Genomic DNA, 19,989 nt, shown 5'->3' with positions numbered 1-19,989 from the left:
TCGCGAATGTGTAGCACATTGACGTTAAATTCAGACAGCACCCTCCATCATGCCACTGCTCGCGCGGGCTCAATTTTTCGACATCCACGTTGATCAGATCGAAATCGGATTTGACTATTGACCTACTGGCGCGCGACAGTGGGCGAAAAACAGGGATATGGAACCGCTATGGAAGCGCCTCAAGGGCCGGGCGGCGCAGTTTAGATGACGCCACTGCTGTCTGTCGAAAACCTCAGCATCGGGTTCGGCCACGAAGAGCCGGTCGTGCAGGACGTGAATTTTTCGGTTTCTCCGGGAGAGACCATCGCCCTAGTTGGCGAAAGCGGCTCTGGGAAAACCATCAGCTGTCGCGCCGTGTTGCGCATCCTGCCAAAGGCCGCTCAGATCCGAAGCGGCAAGATGATCTGGCGCGGAACCGGAGGAGCGGCTCGCGACCTGCGCAGCCTACCCGAACGCCAGATGCGGGATCTGCGCGGCAATGAAATCGCCATGATCTTCCAGGAACCCATGCGCTCTCTGTCGCCACTGCATCGGATCGGCAACCAGGTGGGTGAGGTTCTGTGGCTTCACGGCGGCAAAAGCGAAAGCGCCGCCCGCAAGGAAGTGCTGGAATGCTTCGAGCGCGTGGGATTTCCCGACCCTGAGCGCACCTATAAGTCCTATCCTTTTGAACTGTCGGGCGGGATGCGTCAGCGCGCGATGATCGCGATGGCCATGGTGGCCAAACCTGATCTCCTGATCGCGGACGAGCCGACAACCGCGCTGGATGTGACCACGCAGGCCCAAGTGCTCGGCCTGATGAAAGAGCTGCAGCAAGAGACCGGGATGGCGATGATCCTGGTGACCCATGACCTTGGGGTCGTGGCAAATATGGCAGAACAAGTGGTCGTCATGCACAAGGGGCGCGTCATGGAGTCCGGGAGCGCTGCCGACGTGCTCGGAGCTCCGGCGCACCCCTACACCCAGGCCCTGTTCAATGCCGCGCCCCAAATCCCCGCGACCCCGACACCAGCGCCCCCCCTCCCCAGGGAGGATTTGATCCTGCAGATGAAAGACGTGTCCAAGACCTACACGCTGCGGGCCGGAAAAGCATGGGCGAAGCCAACCATCGTCAACGCCTGTATGGGGCTCAATCTGTCTCTAACACGCGGGAAAACCCTGGCGATTGTGGGTGAAAGCGGATCAGGCAAGACAACGGCAGCCCGCATCGCACTGGGGGCAGAGCTGCCCGATCCGGGCGGAGAGGTTCTGTTTCGGCCAACCGCGACGGCAGAGCCAGTCGCCGTCCATGCAATGGATCGCGCAACACGCACCGCGTTCCAACGGGATGCACAGATGGTGTTTCAGGATCCCTACTCGTCCCTGTCCCCGCGGATGCGCGTGCAAGACGCGATGGTGGAGCCGCTTGAGATCCACAATCTCGGAGATCGCAGCAGCCGCAGAGACCGTGCTGCTGAAATGCTTCGACTGGTCGGCCTGAAGCCAGAGATGCTTCTGCGCTATCCGCATGCCTTTTCCGGCGGGCAGCGTCAGCGCCTGTCGATTGCTCGCGCGCTCATGCTCGATCCATCCCTCATCGTCTGCGACGAGCCGACCTCAGCGCTTGACGTTTCGGTGCAGGAACAGATCCTGCAGCTGCTCGAAGACATTCGCGACCGACAGAATCTGTCCTATCTTTTCATCAGTCATGACCTCGCCGTTGTTGCGCGGATCGCAGATGAAGTGGCGGTGATGCGCCGTGGCATGGTGGTTGAACAGGCCCCGCCTGAGACGCTGTTCTATAATCCTCAGCATCCCTATACAAAGGCACTGATTGCCGCCCAGCCAGAGCCAAGCATCGATCGCCCCATCAATCTCAAGCTGGTTGCCCAGGGTGCCGGATCGCCCGACAGCTGGCCTGATCGTTTCAAATTCTCCGGCATCTCGGCCCCGCCGCTGGTGCAAGTGGAGCCCGGACATAAGGTACGTTGCCATGTTTGACTTGCGCTCGTCGTTTTCATCCCTCGCCCGCGCTGCCGCATTGGCGCCCGCTTTCGTGTCCGCACTGGCGTTGTCTGTTGCCGCCGCACCCGATGTGCAGGAAAGCAATTTTTGGTCTGCCGAAGTAAAAGCAGGCGATCTGCCACCAGCAGCCGAACGGATCCCTGAAACCCCGCTGATCGTTGACCTTGAAGCAAAGGGGCGCACACCCGGAGTGCAAGGCGGCACGCTGAACACTATGGTGACCCGTTCCAAGGACATCCGGCAAATGGTGGTCTACGGTTACGCGCGTTTGGCGGGCTATGACGAGAACTACCAACTCCAGCCCGATATTCTTTTGGGGTATGAGGTCGAAGACAACCGCCGCTTTACGCTGAAGCTGCGACCGGGTCACCGCTGGTCAAACGGGGACCCCTTCACATCCGCCGACTTCGAGTACTGGTGGAAGGATGTTGCCAACAATCCACTGTTGAACACAACAGGCGCGCCAGATTACCTGCGCGTTGACGGAGAACTGCCAACCGTCAGCTTTCCCGATGAAACGACAGTCATTTATGAGTGGCAAAGCCCCAATCCCAGCTTTCTTCATTCGCTGGCGCAGGCCGCTCCTCCCTTTATCTACCGCCCGTCTGCCTACCTGAAGCAGTTCCATGCCGACTACGCAGACCCTGAGAAGCTGGCAGAAGAAGTCGACTATGCCCGCGTCAAAAGCTGGGCCGCGCTGCACAACAAGCTCGACAACATGTACAAGTTCGACAATCACGAACTGCCGACTTTGCAGCCCTGGCTAAATGCCACATCCGGCAAGAAAATCCGCCATCAGTTCGTCCGTAACCCGTTCTATCACCGCATCGACAGCAATGGCGTTCAGTTGCCCTATATCGACACGGTCGAAATGGAAATCGTGGCAGGCGGGCTGGTTGCAGCAAAGACCAACGCCGGAGAATCCGAACTGCAGGCCCGCGGCCTTGGGTTTCGCGATATTCCCATCCTGCGCAAAGGTGAAAGCGATGGTGCGGACTACAAGACCTACCTCTGGGGCAATGGCACCGCATCGCAGATTGCAATTTATCCCAACCTCAATGTGAACGATGACCAATGGCGCGCAGTCCTGCGCGACAAGCGGGTGCGCCAGGCCCTTTCGGTTGCGATCAATCGCGCAGGCATCAACAAGGCGCTCTACTTCAAGCTCGCCAAACCCGGCGGGATGACCGTTCTGGAAGCCAGCCCCTTCTTTGATCCCGAGCTGCGGGAAAAGAACGCGCAATATGATCCGGAGCTTGCCAACAAGTTGTTGGACGAGGCAGGCCTTGATCAGCGGGACGGATACGGCATTCGAAAATTGCCAGACGGTCGCCCGATGGAGTTGGTGGTTGAAACCGCTGGTGAGCGTCAGGAGGTAGAGAACGCACTGCAGATCATCTCTGATGACTGGCGCGACGTCGGGGTCAAGCTGGTGATGCGACCGCTGGACCGCGACATTCTGCGAAATCGGGTTTTCTCGGGCACGACGATGGCATCAGTCTGGTATGGCTGGGACAATGGGCTGCCGCAGATCTACACGTCTCCGGCCTATCTCGCCCCGACTGACCAGGTGTTCCTGTCCTGGCCCAAGTGGGGCCAATATCACCAGACTGGCGGCGATGTTGGAGAAGCCCCCGACATGGACGCCGCCAAGAGATTGATGGATCTTTGGCACGCCTGGGAAGCGGCACAAACAGACGAAGAACGCACCGCTGCATGGACCGAAATGCTGCAAATCCACGCCGAGGAAGTTTATGCCATCGGTATCGTCGCAGGCGCGCCGCAGCCCGTTGTCGTCAGCAACCGCCTGCGCAATGTCCCGGAAAAAGGCATCTGGGCCTGGGATCCCGGCGCACATTTCGGCATTTATCGGCCGGATGAATTTTACTTTGTCGATGGCAAAGGCTGAGGGGGCGCCACCTGATGGAGATCCTGCGCTACGCCATCTATCGGTTTGGAACCATGCTGCTGACCTTGCTCGTGGTTTCGGTGCTGATCTTTGTCATCATCAACCTGCCCCCTGGCGACTACTTGTCGAACCAGATCGCGGAACTGCGGGCTTCAGGCCAGTCATCTGGTGTGGAAAAGGCCGAATTCCTGCGCAAGGAATACGCGCTGGATAAGCCACTATGGCAGCAATACATGATCTGGATGGGGTTCATGCCCGGCCCGCATGGGTTTTCCGGCATGATCCAGGGCAACTTTGGCTGGTCCTTCGAATTTGACCGCCCCGTGGCCGAGATCGTTGGCGAAAGCCTATGGCTTACTGTTTTGGTCAATGTGGCTGCGGTTCTGTTTGTTTACCTGGTTGCGCTGCCTCTGGGTGTTCTGGCCGCTGCGCGCGCCCGGACTTGGGTGGACTACACATCGGCCTTTGTTGGCTATCTGGGCCTTGCGACACCGAATTTCCTGCTCGCGTTGATCCTGTTCTACTACGGCCACAAATACTTCGACTTGCCCATCGGCGGCTTGATGGATCCCGCGATGGAAGGCGAGCCGATGAGTTGGGAAAAGGTGAAGTCCATCCTGATCCACTTGATCGTTCCGACATTTGTGATCGGCACATCAGGCGCCTCTGCCATGATGCAGCGGTTGCGCGCCAATATGCTGGATGAACTGGGTAAACCCTATGTGGAAACCGCAGTTGCAAAAGGCATGTCGCCCTCACGCATGCTGACAAAATATCCACTGCGCGTGGCCTTCAATCCCTTTGTCGCCGATATCGGAAACCTGCTACCTGCCATGATCTCAGGGTCGGTTTTGGTGTCCGTGGTTCTGGGACTGCAAACAATCGGCCCCACCTTGCTGACCGCGCTCAAGACCCAGGACATGTTCCTGTCAGGTTTTGTTTTGATGTTTGTCGCCCTATTGACCCTTATCGGAACCATGATTTCAGATGTATTGCTCGTGATGCTGGACCCGCGCATCCGCTATGAGGAACGCCAGCGATGAGCACCCAGCCAGATAACCGATTTGTCGATACGCGCCCCTATGACCCCAACGCAGCCCTGCAGGAGCTGGAGCGCAAGGATCTGGATGCGCCCAACTGGGTATTGATCTGGCGAAAGTTCAAGACGCACAAGCTGGGGCTCACATCAGGTGTCTTCCTGCTTGTCTGCTATCTCCTGCTGCCGGTTGTGGGTTTCATCGCCCCCTACGGACCGAACGAACGGGACAGCGAACATATCTACTCTCCACCGCAGTCAGTGAATATCTTTCACAATGGCGAGCTGCGGGCGCCATTCATCTATCCGATGACGTCCGAGGCAGATCTGGAGACCTTTCAATGGGTCTTCAAACCCGATCTGGAGAACCCGCAATCTCTGCAGTACTTTTGTGAAGGCGCCACCTACAAGATTGCCGGCCTGATCGAGTCGAACACCCATCTGTTCTGCGCCCCGGAAGGCGCGACATTGTTTCTGTGGGGGTCGGACCGGCTGGGCCGGGACGTCTTCAGCCGCATCCTTTATGGGGCACAGTTGTCTTTGACCGTCGGTCTGATCGGGATCACTGTTTCCTTTGTGCTTGGGATCTTCTTTGGATCGTTGGCAGGTTACTTCGGGGGGAAACTGGACTGGACCATCAACCGCATGATCGAGATCCTGAGATCGCTGCCAGAGCTGCCTTTATGGCTGGCGCTCTCGGCTGCGGTGCCGTCCAACTGGTCGCCCGTCGCGGTCTTTTTCATCATTTCTGTGATCCTTGGCATTTTGGATTGGCCCGGCCTCGCACGATCCGTGCGCGCGAAGTTCCTGTCCTTACGAGAAGAGGAATACGTCCGCGCCGCAGAAATGATGGGGGCCTCCTCCGGGCGGGTTATACGTAAGCATCTGCTGCCAAACTTCATGTCCCACCTGATCGCATCTGCGGCACTGTCCATTCCTGCGATGATCCTTGGGGAAACTGCGCTGTCCTTCCTCGGTCTTGGCCTTCGTGCCCCGGCAGTGAGCTGGGGGGTCATGCTGAATGATGCCCAAAACCTTGCCTCGATTGAGATCTATCCCTGGACGGCGATTCCGATGCTGCCAATCGTCGTTGTAGTCCTCGCCTTCAACTTCCTCGGTGATGGCCTGCGGGACAGTCTTGATCCGTATCAGCACTAGACATTTCAAGCCGCCCCTGCCCCGTAACCATCGGAGAGCACATGCAGAACCTTGCAATTCCACAAGGCGTTTCAGTCGTGACCCCTGCCCGCTGGGCAAGCTGCTATGCCGTTGACCAACTGGCGAACCGATCGGTTGCGGCAGTTGGAGATGCGCTGGCTGAGCTGATGGTGGCGACGGCTCTTTGTTCCGAACGGCCCCAGATCACGGTCGACCAGCGGCTCACAGCGCTCTGGTTCAAATACAGCTTCCGCCCGAGCGGGTGGGAGATGCCTGCGCTTTGGGATCCGCTGGCAGGAGATTACCCGACACAGGACGGCTGGATTCGTCTTCATACCAACCTGCCCCATCACCGTGACGCCGCCCTCCATGCGCTTGGCTGTGAGGCCCGGCCAGAGGCTGTCAGGACGGCCGTTGCAGGATGGGGTTCCGATGCGTTGGAGCAGGAAGTGGTCAAGCACGGCGGCGTGGCAGCCGCCATGCGCAGCGAAGCGGCTTGGGCCGCCCATCCACAAGGGCAGGCCGTTGCAAAGGAGCCGCTGATTGCCTGGCAAGATCCGCGCCACATCGCATTGCGTCCACGGCCAGAGGCAACCCCTGCCCGCCCGCTGGCAGGGTTACGTGTTCTAGACCTGACCCGTGTTCTGGCCGGCCCTGTCGCGACGCGCACCCTTGCCGGTTTTGGCGCCACGGTTTTGCGAATTGATCCCCCAGGCTGGGACGAACCCGGCGTTTTGACCGACGTCGCTCTGGGCAAACATATGGCCGCACTGGACCTGAAGTCCACCGATGGGAAGGCGACACTGGAACGCTTGCTGAGCGAGGCCGATGTTTTGGTCCACGGCTACCGACCGGGAGCCTTGGACGCGTTGGGGTTCACATCAGAGACGCTAAGGCAGATTGCTCCGCACCTGATTGACGTGCGCCTGAATGCCTATGGCTGGACTGGCCCTTGGGCCAAGCGGCGTGGGTTCGACAGCCTCGTACAGATGAGCAGTGGCATTGCGGATCGCGGACGCTACTCGGCGGCAGGCGCCACCGCGCCACCCAGCGATGCCCGCCCCAATCCCCTGCCGGTACAGGCGCTGGACCATGCCACGGGTTATCTGATGGCCGCCGCCGTACTGCGTGCGCTTGGCTCGGCGGCACGAGGCGACAAGGTGGCTGATGCGCAGCTTTCCCTTGCGCGGACGGCCCAAGCGCTGAAGGACCTGAGTAACGGATCCGATGACGCCACAGGCGCAGTACTGACAGGGGCCGAAGACCGGGACTACTGCGAGGAAACGGAACTCACCAGCTGGGGTGCAGGCCAGCGGCTACGTTCCCCTCTCACCGTCGGGGCCGCATCGTTGCTCTGGGATCATCCTGCCAAGGCTTCGGGCTCGGCAAAGGCGCGGTGGCCCTAGCCACCACGCCAGACGGTTCTTAGCGGTCATCCCCACCACCGTCATTGAAATCCATCAGATCCTCGTCGATCGCCGCCTGAACAGCGCCTACTGCCAGGTCTTTCTTGTCCTTTGGCGCGTCACCCGCTTGATCCTCCGCCAGTCGAACCGTGACCTCACGGTGGGCGAACTTGATGCCTTCACGCGCAAACAGATCCCGGATTTCCTGGAACACCTTCTTGCGGACCAACCACTGGTCACCCGGCTTGGTCATGAACTTGACGCGGATAATCATTGCCGAGTCCTGCATCTCGATCACGCCCTGAGATTTCAGCGGCTGAATGAAGGTGTCCCCAATCACGGGATCATCCAAGAGTTGCTGGCCGAGTTTCTTGATGAGCTTACGAACCTTTTCGACATCGGTGTCATAGGTCACCCGCAAAGGCAGCTTCATCATCACCCAGTCCCGCGAATAGTTCGTCAGCACCCGGATTTCCCCAAACGGGATGGTGTGCAATGCGCCAAGGTGATGGCGCAGCTGGAAAGATCTCACTGAGATCCGCTCAACGGTGCCTTTCACGTCCCCAATGTCGATGTACTCGCCCTTGCGAAAGGCATCGTCCACGAGGAAGAAGGCTCCGGAGAAGATATCCCGCACCAGAGTTTGCGAGCCAAAACCGACGGCCAGACCGACAACACCCGCACCGGCAAACAGCGGGCTGACATTGATCCCCAGTTCAAGCAGAACGATCAGAATTATCGACACCACGACCACGGCAAGGATGGCACCGCGAAACAGTGGCAGCAGCGTGGCCAGTCGGCTGGCGCCACCCGCACCGCCTTCGTCGCCCAGTTCTCCAACCGGCATGTCGCCGACCTCTTCATCGATCTTGCTGTCGATCCAGATCCGCGCCATGTGGTAGACGATGTACCCGATGAAGAGGATGACGATGATATCGCGAACGCGGTCCACCCGGCTGTCTTCCATCCAGGCTGAATCCGGATTCCAGATCCCGATCAGAGCAAAGAAGCCAACCGTAAATGCCAAAATCCCCGCGATCCTCCGGGCCAGATCCTCGTAGGTGCTGATCGGGTGGCGAACGGGTTCCGGGGCCATTTCAGCCTCGTCTTCCATGTCGTCACCTGTTTCTTCACCGTCCTCAGAAGGCGCGATCACAGGCAGTTTGGAACGGTTGAAATAGCGTTCAATGACATAGTTGATGATGCCATAAACCACGAGGATCGACGTCAGAACGGAGTAGGTTCCCGCCATCAATGGCAGCGACATATCGCGTTCCAGAACCAGATCGAATGCCAGCTCCAGCCAGCCAAAGGTGATGTAGACAACAACAACCGGTGCCCAGGCCAGCGAAAGAAAACGCACCAGCCAGGAACAGTCTTCCTTGCTGCGCCCGGCCCGAATGGCATTGGAAATCGCACCAGCATTGACAACAACCATCAGCAGGTTGCCGAATGTCCCGACCAGGGCAAGCACGCCATAGACCAATGCGTAAACATTGTAGTTCAGGCCAAAGTCACCCACCCAGGTCGCAAAGAGAACCGAACAGATATCGTATGTCGCAAGGGCGGAGGCCCAGAAATACAACTTGCGTGCATCCCCGTCCGAAAAGATCGGAATCCGGTACTGGCTCAGATAGGGGGACAGCACCATCCGCCACAGATCCGACACCGTGCGTGACAGGAAAAACGCGGTGTAGATTGCCGTGACCGTGAACTGCACCGAGGAATTCTCGGACCTGCCAAAGATCAGGTACGAGGTCAACAAAGCGAACACCATCGCAAAGATGGTCCCACCCACACCCATCAGAAAGCGGAAGACCAAGAAAGGCATCTTGTCCTCGTAGCCTTCGGGGGCTTCCTTGATACGCGCCACTACATGGCGCTTGGCGATCCGCTTGCCGTAGATCTCGACCGAAAGCCAACGCCCGATGAAGAGGAACAACAGGCTCCAGCCGAGGACTTTGACATATGTGATGATGCGTCCATCGGGGCTGGTTTGCCGCAGGATATACTGCACTTCAAAGATGGAATAAGGCATCGCCTCCAGACGGCTGCGCAGGGCTTCGCCGAACTGATCTACTTCCGACTGCGCTTTCATCAGGGCAGAGGCACCCTCCATCTTGTCGGTCCCGGGAACGACGTTTGCGTCGCTTGGCGTGTCACCCGCACCGACCAACTGGCCGCGGCTGTCGACAATGATGACACCGACACCACTGTCGGCTGCCTGTTCAATGGCCTTGGCGAGGGGATCAGCTTCGCTGCTGCTTTGGGCCATCGCAGACCCGCCAGTCGCAGCCGCCAGCACGAGCGCAACAAATGCAGATATCAGAAATCGTGAAACAAACTGCAGCACCAAAACGCGCCCTCCCCTATCTTTCTTGTCTTTCACCAAGCCAGCAAAATCCCCAAAATATCAAGCCTGAGGGTGGAAATGGCAGCTCTGCACCACAAAAATGCGAGGATTGCAGCGCTTGATTGCAACTGACCGTGCCCCACGCTATAGAAAATCAGCGTGACTATGCGCAGGTTTAGACAGCTTCGGGGCCATCCGTGCCACCACGTTGTTTGCCTTCTGCACGTAGACGCAGTGATGACCAGTGCCTTGGCCCTTTGCGTGTCAGGCCGCGCAACCTGAGGCGAGACCATGCTGAGGCGGAAGACAGCCGAGCAGACACGCACCCCCGCAGGCTCTGCGGACCTGTTGCGATGGGTCCAGCAAAAGGCACAGTGGCATCTCTCTCCTCTTTCACAGACGCAGGCCCCGCAATGACAAGCAACGCCCCCAAGAGCGCAACACGCGGTGCGCGCGTCATGCTTTATAGCCACGACACCTTTGGTCTCGGCCATCTGCGTCGCTCGCGCGCGCTTGCCAGTGCGATCACGTCAGCCGACCCAAGTGCGTCCGCACTCATCCTGACCGGCTCTCCGGTTGCTGGCCGGTTTGCGTTTCCCTCGCGGGTGGACCACGTGCGTCTGCCCGGCGTCATCAAACGGTCTGACGGGTCATACGCCTCGCGGACCATGGGCATGTCGATTGAAGAGACCACGACGCTGCGGGCCGAACTGATCCGCTCTACCGCCCGCCAATACGCACCTGACGTGCTGATCGTGGACAAGGAACCAACCGGTTTTCGCGGCGAATTGCTGCCAACCCTGCAAGATCTGCAGGAATGTGGTGGCACACAGATGGTGCTTGGGTTGCGCGATGTTCTGGATGAGCCGGATGTTCTTGCCGCCGAATGGCAACGCAAAGACGCAGTTTCCGCTACAGAAACCTACTATGACGAGATCTGGGTCTATGGCACCCGCTCAGTTTATGATCCAACTGCGGGCCTGCCGCTCAGCCCCGAGGCCCACGCGCGGATGCACTGGACAGGCTATCTGCGCCGGGATCTGGGGGAATTGGGCACCCCACCGGAACAACCGTATGTTTTGATCACTCCCGGTGGTGGCGGTGATGGGGCAATGATGGTGGATCTTGTCCTGACCGCATATGAACGTGACCCCGACCTCGCCCCGCGGGCGATGCTGGTTTACGGCCCGTTCCTGTCGGGTGACACCCGGACTGAATTTGAAACTCGCGTCGCTGCGCTCAATGGGCGGGTAACGGCCGTTGGGTTTGAATCCCAGATCGAAACCTTGTTTGCCGGGGCACAGGGTGTTGTCTGCATGGGTGGCTACAACACGTTCTGCGAGGTTCTGTCGTTTGACAAACCCGCGGTGATCGTGCCGCGCACAACCCCGCGTCTGGAACAATGGATCCGCGCCAGCCGGGCCGAAGAACTGGGCCTGACTGCAATGCTGGACGAAAACCGTGATGGCTGGACCCCCGAAGCAATGGTGCGTGCCATCCGCGCGCTCGCAGACCAGCCACCGCCGTCTGCTGCAATCCCGGACGGGCTGCTGGACGGGCTCGACTACGTGACAGACCGCGTGGATGCATTGCTGCACGCCCAAGCCGGAAAGACCACGAAATGACCAACCAAGGCCGCCCCCCTCTTGCCGTCATCGTCAAGGGCTGGCCCCGTCTGTCAGAGACCTTTATCGCCCAGGAGCTGGTCGCGCTTGAGGATGCAGGGCAGAGTTTCGAAATCTGGTCGCTGCGCCACCCAACTGATCGCAAACGGCATCCGCTACATGATCGCCTGCAGGCAGCCGTGCGCTATCTGCCAGAATACCTCTATCAAGAGCCGGACAGGGTCTGGGCTGCACGGCAGAAGGCCCACAAGATGCCCGGCTACCAAACGGCCTATCGGATCTGGCGAGAGGATCTGCGTCGCGATCCCAGCCGCAACCGCATTCGCCGCTTTGGTCAGGCCTGTGTTCTGGCAGCAGAAATGCCGGATGAGGTGCTGGGCCTTTATGCTCATTTCCTGCACACGCCGTCCTCAGTCGCCCGATATGCCGCCATCATGCGCGGACTACCCTGGAGCTTTTCCGCCCACGCCAAGGACATCTGGACCTCTCCGGAATGGGAACTGCGGGAAAAACTGTCTGCCGAGCACCACGGCGCAGTTTTTGGGGCAACATGCACGGGCTTTGGCGCAAAACACCTGCAGGACCTCGCGGACCGGCGTGATCGGGTCGATTTGATCTACCATGGACTGGATCTCAGCCGCTTTCCTGCTCCGCCACAGCGCAAGTACCGCGCCCCGGGTGATCCGCTGCATCTGATGTCGGTCGGTCGCCTGGTCGAGAAAAAGGGCTTTGATCGGCTAATCGGTGCTCTGGCTCTGCTGCCTGCGACGCTGGACTGGCACTGGACCCACATCGGAGGTGGGGACATGGGAGATCTGCTGCAGGGCATGGCCGAGGATGCTGGCGTTGCAGATCGGATCACCTGGCGTGGTGCCTGTGATCAGCCCGAAGTCATCGCAGCGATGCGCGCCTCGGACATTTTTGTTTTGCCCAGCCGCATTGCCAAGGATGGTGACCGTGATGGCCTGCCCAACGTCCTGATGGAAGCGGCCTCTCAGCGGCTCCCCATTCTGTCGACTGCCGTTTCGGCCATCCCGGAATTCATCGACAGTGGCACTCATGGGTTGTTGAGCGACGACAGCCCAGACGCGCTGGCAGAGGCGATCCTCTACCTGAGCCAGAACCCCGAAACTGCAACAGATATGGCCGAAGCCGCCCTGATGCGTTTGCGCCGGGATTTTGGAATGGACCCAGGCATTGCCCGTCTGTCCGAACGTCTCACATCCATGATGCAGCGCGCATGAAAAATGGCGCGGGCCACAGGATTGCCTTTTACGCGCCGATGAAATCTCCGCGCCACCCCGTTCCTTCTGGTGATCGGGAAATGGCGCGCAATCTGATCACCCGGTTGGAAGCAACGGGAGCTGCAGTCAGCCTCTGCAGCGAGTTACGCATATTCGACAAAACCGGCTCTGCCCAAACTCAAGAGACGCTGCGCGCAAAAGCCAAAGCCGAAATCGACCGGATCCTCACGGAACTGAGCAGCACGCCACAGCAAACACGCCCACAGCTTTGGCTCACATACCACAACTACTATAAGGCGCCGGATCTGATCGGGCCGGTCATCGCTAAACGGCTCGCCATTCCATATGTACAGGTTGAATCGACCCGTGCTCGCAAGCGGTTGACCGGACCGTGGTCTGGATTCGCACAGGCGGCCCATCAGGCGGCAGATGCGGCAGATGCGATTTTTTATCTTACTGAGCAGGATCACGAAACGCTGCTACGGGATCGTGCCGGGCAACAGCGCCTGATCCATCTTGCCCCCTTTCTGCCCTACGACCACCTCCCAAAACAAAGTGACCTTACTGGGCCGATGTTGGCCGTGGGGATGATGCGCGCAGGGGACAAACTTGCGTCATATGCGCTTCTTGCCGAGGCTCTGACGACCCTTCAAGAATACTGGTCGCTACAAATCGTCGGTGACGGCCCTGCCCGTTCTGAGGTCGAAGCAAAGATGGCAAAGTTCGGCCCGAGGGTGCAGTTTTTGGGCCAGCTTGACCGTGACGCCCTGCAACACGTCTACGAAAGCGCCAGCCTGTTCGTCTGGCCGGGCGTGAACGAGGCCTTCGGCATGGTCTATCTCGAGGCGCAATCTCATGGCGTCCCGGTCCTGGCACAAGACCGACCGGGGTTGCGAGATGTGGTTGCGCCATGGAGCGATCCAGACATGATGCCCAAACCTGATCTTGGCGCCGCCGCGTATGGCGCAGCCCTGCGCCTGGCACTGGCCGATCCCGCCAAACGGCGCAGTCAGGCCGAGCGGTCGAGACAACGCATAGCAGCGCGCCACCTTGCCCCGGCCGCCACCGAAACCCTGTGGCACACCCTAACCCACCTGATGGAGCAGACACCATGATCCGCCTTGCCCTCTTGCGCCACGGCCACACACCCTGGAACCGCGCAGGCCGCATTCAGGGGCGCAGCGATATCGCGTTGGACGAAGATGCCCGCGCCGAGCTCGCGGCCCAGACCCTGCCCACTCCCTGGGACAAGGCCGAACTCTGGGCCAGCCCTCTGATGCGGGCCGCAGAAACCGCAGAACTGGTCGCAAGCCACGCGCCCAAGACCTCCGCCGCTCTGATTGAAATGAACTGGGGGGATTGGGAAGGCAAACAGGGTGTCGACCTCAAGGCCGATCCTGACAGCGGGTTTCGCGATATCGAGGACTGGGGCTGGCACTATCGCCCACCCAATGGCGAAAGCCCGCAGGATGTCTGGGACAGGATCGAGCCCTGGCTCGCAGGCCTGACCCGTGACAGCGTAGCAGTCTGTCATATCGGCATCATGCGTATGATCCTGGCCAAGGCACATGGCTGGAATTTTGACGGGCCCGCACCGTTTCGGATCAAACGAAACCGACTGTTCATCGTGGAGCTGGACGGCAGCAGCCTCCGCCCTGTCGAAGAGCCCGTGCGCCTGCTGAAACGGGACGCTTCATGAACGTTCTGATCGCTGTCACCCACCTCTTGGGCACCGGGCATCTGGCCCGCGCCCTGACACTTGCGCGCGCTTTTGTTGCCCAGGGTCACAAGGTGCAGATTCTGTCAGGAGGCGGCCCCGCGCCCCAGCTTGACCACTCCGGCGTGGATCTCTTGCAGCTGCCGCCGCTGCGATCGGACGGGGTGGATTTCACCCGCCTGCTCACGCCGGATGGCAGTGTCGCGGACGAGCTTTACCACCGTTCCCGACGCGACATGGCCTGCGCAGCGTTGCAGACCATGCAGCCGGACATATTGATAACCGAGCTCTACCCCTTTGGGCGGCGCAGTCTGCGAGCTGAGTTCAATGCCTTGCTTGAGGCCGCACATCGCCTGCCCCGTCGCCCGATCGTGCTCGCCTCTATCCGCGATATTCTGGCGCCACCCTCCAAGCCCAAAAAGGCAGAACAGGCCGAAGAGATCATCTCGCGCTACTATGACGGCGTTCTTGTGCATTCCGACCCCCAAGCCACCCGGCTGGAGGTGTCCTGGCCCGTTAGCCCGGCCCTTGCTGCAAAATTACATTACACCGGCTACGTTGCCCCCGCAGCGCCGACACCTCATCCGGATGGTGCAGGAGCAGGCGAAATTCTGGTCAGCGCAGGGGGCGGCAGCGTTGGTGATGCGCTGTACCGTGCGGCAATCGAGGCCTCCACCCTGCGGCCTGATCTGACGTGGCGTCTGCTTGTCGGCGGGGCGGATGCCACGTCGCGGATTGATGATCTGAAAGACCCGACCGCCCCCGCTATTCTGGAACCGGCCCGCCCGGATTTTCGTCAGATGCTGTGCCACGCCAAAGCCTCTGTCAGCATGTGCGGCTACAACACCGCATTGGACCTGCTGCAGACCGGATTGCCCGCCGTCATTGTGCCCTTCGATGCAGGAAACGAGGTCGAGCAATCTCTGCGCGCCCAAAGCCTCGCGCCGCTTGACGGGTTCGCGGCGCTGCGCGCCAAGGATCTGACGGGCAAGACCCTTTGCCAATCGCTGGACAGCGTGCTCGCAGCCCCTGCGCGGGACTGCGACAGCTTCCGGTTTGACGGCGCCGCCCGAACGGTAGAGATTGCCGCCAACATGGCACAGGAGCGCGCATGACACCGGACTGGACTGCTTTGGATCAGGAGCTTGCTCGCTGGCAGGAGGCGGGGATGACCCTTCCGATCTGGTGGCGCGATGACGACGCGATTGCCCCGACACCACAGTTGGAGCAGTTGTTGGCTTTGTCAGAACAGCTTTCACTCCCCGTTCACCTTGCAATCATCCCCCGTGACGCGACGCCCGAACTTGCAAAGCGCCTGTCAGGAACTGCAACTGCAATTCCGGTTGTGCACGGCTGGGCCCATGAAAACCACGCCGCCCCCGACCAGAAGAAATCCGAATTCGGTGCGGATCGGGTGGTGGATGACGCTCTTGATGACGCAGAACGTGGCCTGAAAACGCTGGAGCGTCTCTTTGGCTCAGGGCTGCAACCGATGTTCGTCCCCCCTTGGAACCGCCTGTCAGAGGATCTGGAACCCTGGCTTGCCGGGCTTGGTTATAGCGCGCTGTCGACCTTTACCCCGCGCAGCCAGGTCAAGGCGGCTCCCGGGCTTTTGCGGGTCAACACGCATCTTGACCCGATCGACTGGAAGGGAACCCGTTCACTGGTGGCGCCTACCCTCTTGCTGTCTCAGCTGGTCAAACAATTGGCCGATCGCAGGCTGGGTAAGGCCGACAATGATGAGCCCTATGGCATCCTCACCCACCATCTTGTCCACGATGACGCCATCTGGGCCTTTTGCGAGGATCTCTTGCGTCGCCTGCTGGCAGGCCCTGCCCGGCCTTGGGTTTTTGAAGAAAGGAAAAGCTGACATGAGCCGACTGGATTCCATGTTGCGTCGACTGACTGCACAACGCGACGGTCTCAACTGGGCAGCTGCACAAGTCGCCGACCTCAAAGGCGATGTTCTTGATATCGGCTTGGGCAATGGGCGCACCTACGATCATTTGCGCGAAACACTGCCCGACCGCAGGGTTCGCGTCATTGACCGGGTGCTGCAATGTCATCCCTCCTGCGTGCCGCCGGAGGCGGATTTTCTACAGGGCGAGGCCCGCCCGATGCTGGAACAGCTTGCACAGGAAAACGCCCCTGTTGTGCTGGCCCACTACGATCTGGGATTTGGTGTCAAGGAAAAGGACGTGGCAGAAGCCGCAGCGCTCTCTCCTGCGATTGCAGCAGTGATGGCGCCAGGTGGCATCATCGTCTCTGGCCAGCCGCTCGTCGGGTTTGAGGAGCTGAGCGGCCCAGAAGGCATCCCGCCAGGTCGCTACCTTTTTTATCGCGCAGGCTAGTCTGCGGCCGAAGAATTCAGACGCCCCGACCAAAGGTCCGGGGCGTTTCTTGTTTCAGCTTTCGCAGCAATCAAGCCACCCGATTGCCACGCGACCAGACTGCCCGCAGTGCAGGAACCCCGGCCCGCATACGGAAACGGATCAAATCTGCGCGTTTCCCGATGTCGATCCGTCCGCGATCTGCCAGTTTGACAGCATCCGCAGGTGCTGCGGTGACTGTTGCCAGCCCTCTGGCCATATCGCCCCAGATCTCGCCCAACTGCGCTGCGGCCAACAGCAAAGCCGCAGGCACGTAGTCAGATGACAGGATATCCAGTAGTTCCAGTTCGGCCAGCTCACGTGCGGCGACGTTTCCGGAATGGGACCCGCCACGAATGAGGTTGGGCGCCCCCATCATGACCTTGATCTCATGGTCGTGACAGGCGCGCGCAGCCTCAACCGTTGTTGGGAACTCTGCCAGATGGATGCCGTGCCCGGCGGAAACCGCGACCTGCGCTTCGGTCGTGTCATCGTGGCTTGCCAGCACAGCACCAAAACGACGCGCAGCCTTGACTGCCTCCACCTCGTGCAGATCGCCATAGGTGTCCCGCATTCGCTTTAGCCCAGCAACATGCGCCTTGAACCCCTCGTCGTCGAACCCGTGCTTGCCTTTGACGTAGGCTTCCAGTTTGGACATGTCGCGAAACTGACGCTGGCCTGGTGTGTGATCCATCAAAGAAACCAGCCCCACGCGATCGGCATCGCCAAACTCATCCAGTTCGGCCACCAGCGTCTCCGAACAGACCTCCGCGCGCAGATGTAGGAAGTGGCTGATTTTCAACGCATCCTGATGCCTCAGCTCCAGCAATTCGCTTGCAAGGCTTCGGGCATAGGCGCCGTAGCGGGACTCCGTGGCCTTGATCGACCCCACCCGCATCGCATCAAACACCGTCGTAATTCCAGTTCCGGCCAGTTCCGCATCATGGGCAATGATGGCGGCGGCATGGGGCCAGTCGACCTTTGGACGGGGCTGGATGTGACGTTCGAGATTGTCGGTGTGCAGCTCTACCAGACCGGGACTGACATAGTCCCCCTCCATGTCCAAAGCACCGGCAGGGACGGAAGTGCCGTCAGCAATATCGGCGAACAGCCCATCTTTCAGCGTGATGGAACCTGTACGGGTCTCTCCCGGCAGAACAAGCGTGGCATTGGCAAGGATCAAAGGTTCTGTCATCTGACTTTCACACGATTTGAGCTATAGAACGGGCCACACCTAGGAGGCCATTGTGACATTCACGCGATACGCGATCTATTTTGTGCCGCCCAAACAGGCGGAATGGAGCCGATTTGCATCCAGCTGGCTGGGCTGGGATCTGCATGAGGGGCAACCGCTGGATCACCCGACGGGCACAGATCTGGATGTGGCGGCCATTACCGAGGTGCCGCGCAAATACGGGCTGCACGCGACGATCAAACCGCCGTTCCGGCTGGCTGCAGGCATGAGTGCCGATGGATTGGCAGACCGTTTTGCCGATTTCGCGGCGCAGGCCGCACCGGTCACGTTGGAAGGGCTGTCGCTGACCCGGCTTGGCCGTTTTCTTGCGCTTTGCCCGACCGGGGATCAGCTGGCGCTGAACAGGCTGGCATTCAACTGCGTGCGGGATCTGGACGAGTTTCGCGCCCCTGCCTCGACGGCAGAGCTGGAAAAGCGGCGCGCAGGTGGTCTGAGCGCGGCGCAGGAACAGGCGCTGGTGTCCTGGGGCTATCCCTATGTTGGCGACAGTTTCCGCTTTCACATCACGCTGAGCGGCAAACGCCCGAAGGCCGAATTGCCCGCAATCGAAGCGTTCCTGCAGGAACGTCTGCTTCCCGAAATTCCGACACCTTTTGTCATCGATGATCTCGCCTTGGTCGGCGAAGACAGCAACGGTCGATTCCACCTTATCCATCGTCAGGCCCTCTCGGGCTGAAGCCAGGGGGTCAGGGCCGCCTCGGCGGCCGCTACCGCCGCGTCAAGCGGGCCGCTGTTGTCGATCTCGACCACATGCAGAAGCCCCGCAGGGAGCGGCGTCGACGCGCGGGCAAGCCTACGCTCGACCTCCGCGCGATCTTCGCGCCCGCGCGCATTCAGCCGGGCAGCCAATACCTCTGGCGTGGCTGTTACCGACAGCACAATCAATGTACTGAAAACATCCTGCGCCTCCAAAAGCGCTTTGCGGGACAGGTTGACGACGACGCCGGATGCCGAGCGGCGCAAGGCGTCAATCTCACGCGGGATCGCATAATAGAGCCCATGCGCCTGCCAGTGCAGCGCAAAACTGCGCTCAGCACAAAGGTCTGCAAACTGTGTCTCGCTCACAGCCACATAGTCTTCGCCCCCAAGTTCCGGTGCGCGGGTGATGACCCTGCGCTGTTTTTTCAAACCGGGAATACGTGTCAGCATCGCATCCATCAGGCTGTCTTTGCCGACACCGGATGGCCCAACAACTGCGATGACTGGCGCTTTGACGGGTCGCGGGCTCATGCTGCAACCTTTGGAGTGAAGGCCGACACATCAACACATCGATCGCAGACCTGCTCGCGCGCAGCCTCGTCGTGGAAAATTCCGATGATGGCGGCACCGCGCGCCTTGGCTTCCTCGATCAACCGCAGGACCGTAGCTCTGTTCTGAGCGTCCAGACTGGCGGTCGGCTCATCCAGCAGCATCGCCGGATAGCTATGTGCAAACCCCCGCGCGATATTGACCCGCTGTTGCTCGCCGCCAGAAAACGTCGTCGGGCTCAGCTGCCACAGCCGTTCCGGGATGTTCAGCCCTGCCAACAACGTCGCGGCGCGGTCCCGCGCGGCATCAGGCGCAACGCCCACCGCCAGCAGCGGCTCTGCTACGACATCCAACGTCGGCACCCGTGGCACGACGCGCAAGAACTGACTCACATAGCCAAGTGTCTCGCGACGCAACGCCAGAATGTCACGCGGCGCTGCCTTGGCGACGTCGACGCCCCCCACCATCACACGGCCGGATGCTGCGAGGTAATTTCCATAAATCACCCGCATCAGGGTCGATTTCCCGGCCCCCGAGGCACCGGTCAGACCAATGCATTCTCCCGGCGCGACGCCAAGACTTGCCCCCTCCATCACCGGGATGACGGCGCCGCCCTGATTGTGCAGGGTAAAGCTCTTGCTCACGTTTTGAAGTTCAATCATCTC

General features: G+C 60.1%; 17 protein-coding genes. 13 read left to right on the top strand and 4 right to left on the bottom strand.

Features of this window, described 5'->3' with window-relative positions; all coding sequences use genetic code 11:
• The first annotated feature begins 204 nt into the window (after nucleotides 1-204).
• Genes NIT7645_RS12430 through NIT7645_RS12410 form a run of 5 tightly spaced genes read left to right on the top strand, consistent with a single transcriptional unit; the run spans nucleotide 205 to nucleotide 7,513 of the window.
• Nucleotides 205-1,980 carry an ABC transporter ATP-binding protein gene (locus NIT7645_RS12430; protein WP_008561733.1) on the top strand — a complete coding sequence of 592 codons (1,776 nt, stop codon included), beginning with the start codon at nucleotides 205-207 and terminating at the stop codon, nucleotides 1,978-1,980.
• Complete coding sequence (locus tag NIT7645_RS12425) at nucleotides 1,973-3,913, top strand: ABC transporter substrate-binding protein (protein WP_050687210.1); 1,941 nt, start codon at nucleotides 1,973-1,975, stop codon at nucleotides 3,911-3,913. The genes NIT7645_RS12430 and NIT7645_RS12425 overlap by 8 nt, the downstream gene beginning before the upstream one ends.
• A gap of 14 nt (nucleotides 3,914-3,927) precedes the next feature.
• Nucleotides 3,928-4,956: an ABC transporter permease gene (locus tag NIT7645_RS12420; protein WP_008560625.1), complete on the top strand. Its 1,029-nt coding sequence runs from the start codon at nucleotides 3,928-3,930 to the stop codon at nucleotides 4,954-4,956.
• Nucleotides 4,953-6,107 (top strand): ABC transporter permease, encoded by a 1,155-nt coding sequence (locus NIT7645_RS12415; RefSeq protein WP_008559301.1) that lies wholly within the window; start codon nucleotides 4,953-4,955, stop codon nucleotides 6,105-6,107. Before NIT7645_RS12420 ends, NIT7645_RS12415 begins: the two co-directional genes overlap by 4 nt.
• A 41-nt stretch (nucleotides 6,108-6,148) precedes the next feature.
• The gene (locus tag NIT7645_RS12410; protein WP_008559171.1) at nucleotides 6,149-7,513 is read left to right on the top strand and encodes a CoA transferase; all 1,365 of its coding nucleotides are present in this window, start codon (nucleotides 6,149-6,151) and stop codon (nucleotides 7,511-7,513) included.
• A gap of 19 nt (nucleotides 7,514-7,532) precedes the next feature.
• On the opposite strand, the gene NIT7645_RS12405 is transcribed toward NIT7645_RS12410, so the two are convergent.
• The gene (locus tag NIT7645_RS12405) at nucleotides 7,533-9,866 is read right to left on the bottom strand and encodes a mechanosensitive ion channel domain-containing protein (RefSeq protein ID WP_008559542.1); all 2,334 of its coding nucleotides are present in this window, start codon (nucleotides 9,864-9,866) and stop codon (nucleotides 7,533-7,535) included.
• Between the two features lie 413 nt (nucleotides 9,867-10,279).
• Between NIT7645_RS12405 and NIT7645_RS12400 the strand changes: the two genes are divergently transcribed.
• The 7 genes from NIT7645_RS12400 to NIT7645_RS12370 are packed head-to-tail and all read left to right on the top strand — an operon-like array spanning nucleotide 10,280 to nucleotide 16,803.
• On the top strand, nucleotides 10,280-11,491 hold the full coding sequence (locus tag NIT7645_RS12400) for a glycosyltransferase family protein (RefSeq protein ID WP_222459175.1): 1,212 nt from the start codon (nucleotides 10,280-10,282) through the stop codon (nucleotides 11,489-11,491).
• Complete coding sequence (locus tag NIT7645_RS12395; RefSeq protein WP_008562014.1) at nucleotides 11,488-12,735, top strand: glycosyltransferase family 4 protein; 1,248 nt, start codon at nucleotides 11,488-11,490, stop codon at nucleotides 12,733-12,735. The genes NIT7645_RS12400 and NIT7645_RS12395 overlap by 4 nt, the downstream gene beginning before the upstream one ends.
• Complete coding sequence (locus tag NIT7645_RS12390) at nucleotides 12,732-13,850, top strand: glycosyltransferase (protein WP_173644461.1); 1,119 nt, start codon at nucleotides 12,732-12,734, stop codon at nucleotides 13,848-13,850. Before NIT7645_RS12395 ends, NIT7645_RS12390 begins: the two co-directional genes overlap by 4 nt.
• The gene (locus NIT7645_RS12385; RefSeq protein ID WP_008562170.1) at nucleotides 13,847-14,434 is read left to right on the top strand and encodes a histidine phosphatase family protein; all 588 of its coding nucleotides are present in this window, start codon (nucleotides 13,847-13,849) and stop codon (nucleotides 14,432-14,434) included. Before NIT7645_RS12390 ends, NIT7645_RS12385 begins: the two co-directional genes overlap by 4 nt.
• On the top strand, nucleotides 14,431-15,567 hold the full coding sequence (locus tag NIT7645_RS12380) for a glycosyltransferase family protein (RefSeq protein WP_008559212.1): 1,137 nt from the start codon (nucleotides 14,431-14,433) through the stop codon (nucleotides 15,565-15,567). The genes NIT7645_RS12385 and NIT7645_RS12380 overlap by 4 nt, the downstream gene beginning before the upstream one ends.
• Nucleotides 15,564-16,322, top strand: a complete 759-nt coding sequence (locus NIT7645_RS12375; protein ID WP_008560020.1) for a polysaccharide deacetylase family protein — start codon at nucleotides 15,564-15,566, stop codon at nucleotides 16,320-16,322. Before NIT7645_RS12380 ends, NIT7645_RS12375 begins: the two co-directional genes overlap by 4 nt.
• Nucleotide 16,323: 1 nt before the next feature.
• The gene (locus NIT7645_RS12370; protein WP_008562860.1) at nucleotides 16,324-16,803 is read left to right on the top strand and encodes a class I SAM-dependent methyltransferase; all 480 of its coding nucleotides are present in this window, start codon (nucleotides 16,324-16,326) and stop codon (nucleotides 16,801-16,803) included.
• 70 nt (nucleotides 16,804-16,873) lie between these two features.
• Here the strand turns inward: NIT7645_RS12370 and NIT7645_RS12365 are convergent, their stop codons facing one another.
• Nucleotides 16,874-18,016, bottom strand: a complete 1,143-nt coding sequence (locus tag NIT7645_RS12365) for an alpha-D-ribose 1-methylphosphonate 5-triphosphate diphosphatase (protein ID WP_050687207.1) — start codon at nucleotides 18,014-18,016, stop codon at nucleotides 16,874-16,876.
• A gap of 52 nt (nucleotides 18,017-18,068) precedes the next feature.
• Between NIT7645_RS12365 and NIT7645_RS12360 the strand changes: the two genes are divergently transcribed.
• Nucleotides 18,069-18,752 (top strand): DUF1045 domain-containing protein, encoded by a 684-nt coding sequence (locus NIT7645_RS12360; protein WP_008561953.1) that lies wholly within the window; start codon nucleotides 18,069-18,071, stop codon nucleotides 18,750-18,752.
• Here the strand turns inward: NIT7645_RS12360 and phnN are convergent.
• Entirely contained in the window at nucleotides 18,734-19,306 is a 573-nt protein-coding gene (gene phnN / locus NIT7645_RS12355) for a phosphonate metabolism protein/1,5-bisphosphokinase (PRPP-forming) PhnN (RefSeq protein ID WP_008562398.1), read from the bottom strand. The two genes, NIT7645_RS12360 and phnN, sit on opposite strands and share 19 nt — an antisense overlap.
• Nucleotides 19,303-19,986, bottom strand: coding sequence for a phosphonate C-P lyase system protein PhnL (gene phnL, locus NIT7645_RS12350; protein WP_037302561.1), 684 nt, complete (start codon nucleotides 19,984-19,986; stop codon nucleotides 19,303-19,305). Before phnL ends, phnN begins: the two co-directional genes overlap by 4 nt.
• Nucleotides 19,987-19,989: the final 3 nt, after the last annotated feature.

Source organism: Phaeobacter italicus (assembly GCF_001258055.1).
Taxonomy (GTDB): domain Bacteria; phylum Pseudomonadota; class Alphaproteobacteria; order Rhodobacterales; family Rhodobacteraceae; genus Phaeobacter; species Phaeobacter italicus.
Note: the sequence above shows the minus strand (reverse complement) of the source record. Positions and strands in the feature narration are given on the sequence as shown.

What these genes read in the sequence shown, in the direction of transcription:
- NIT7645_RS12430 (WP_008561733.1), top strand. Translation starts at nt 205, where the DNA reads ATGACGCCACTGCTGTCTGTCGAAAACCTCAGCATCGGGTTCGGCCAC.
- NIT7645_RS12425 (WP_050687210.1), top strand. Translation starts at nt 1,973, where the DNA reads ATGTTTGACTTGCGCTCGTCGTTTTCATCCCTCGCCCGCGCTGCCGCA.
- NIT7645_RS12420 (WP_008560625.1), top strand. Translation starts at nt 3,928, where the DNA reads ATGGAGATCCTGCGCTACGCCATCTATCGGTTTGGAACCATGCTGCTG.
- NIT7645_RS12415 (WP_008559301.1), top strand. Translation starts at nt 4,953, where the DNA reads ATGAGCACCCAGCCAGATAACCGATTTGTCGATACGCGCCCCTATGAC.
- NIT7645_RS12410 (WP_008559171.1), top strand. Translation starts at nt 6,149, where the DNA reads ATGCAGAACCTTGCAATTCCACAAGGCGTTTCAGTCGTGACCCCTGCC.
- NIT7645_RS12400 (WP_222459175.1), top strand. Translation starts at nt 10,280, where the DNA reads ATGACAAGCAACGCCCCCAAGAGCGCAACACGCGGTGCGCGCGTCATG.
- NIT7645_RS12395 (WP_008562014.1), top strand. Translation starts at nt 11,488, where the DNA reads ATGACCAACCAAGGCCGCCCCCCTCTTGCCGTCATCGTCAAGGGCTGG.
- NIT7645_RS12390 (WP_173644461.1), top strand. Translation starts at nt 12,732, where the DNA reads ATGAAAAATGGCGCGGGCCACAGGATTGCCTTTTACGCGCCGATGAAA.
- NIT7645_RS12385 (WP_008562170.1), top strand. Translation starts at nt 13,847, where the DNA reads ATGATCCGCCTTGCCCTCTTGCGCCACGGCCACACACCCTGGAACCGC.
- NIT7645_RS12380 (WP_008559212.1), top strand. Translation starts at nt 14,431, where the DNA reads ATGAACGTTCTGATCGCTGTCACCCACCTCTTGGGCACCGGGCATCTG.
- NIT7645_RS12375 (WP_008560020.1), top strand. Translation starts at nt 15,564, where the DNA reads ATGACACCGGACTGGACTGCTTTGGATCAGGAGCTTGCTCGCTGGCAG.
- NIT7645_RS12370 (WP_008562860.1), top strand. Translation starts at nt 16,324, where the DNA reads ATGAGCCGACTGGATTCCATGTTGCGTCGACTGACTGCACAACGCGAC.
- NIT7645_RS12365 (WP_050687207.1), bottom strand. Translation starts at nt 18,016, where the DNA reads ATGACAGAACCTTTGATCCTTGCCAATGCCACGCTTGTTCTGCCGGGA.
- phnN (WP_008562398.1), bottom strand. Translation starts at nt 19,306, where the DNA reads ATGAGCCCGCGACCCGTCAAAGCGCCAGTCATCGCAGTTGTTGGGCCA.
- phnL (WP_037302561.1), bottom strand. Translation starts at nt 19,986, where the DNA reads ATGATTGAACTTCAAAACGTGAGCAAGAGCTTTACCCTGCACAATCAG.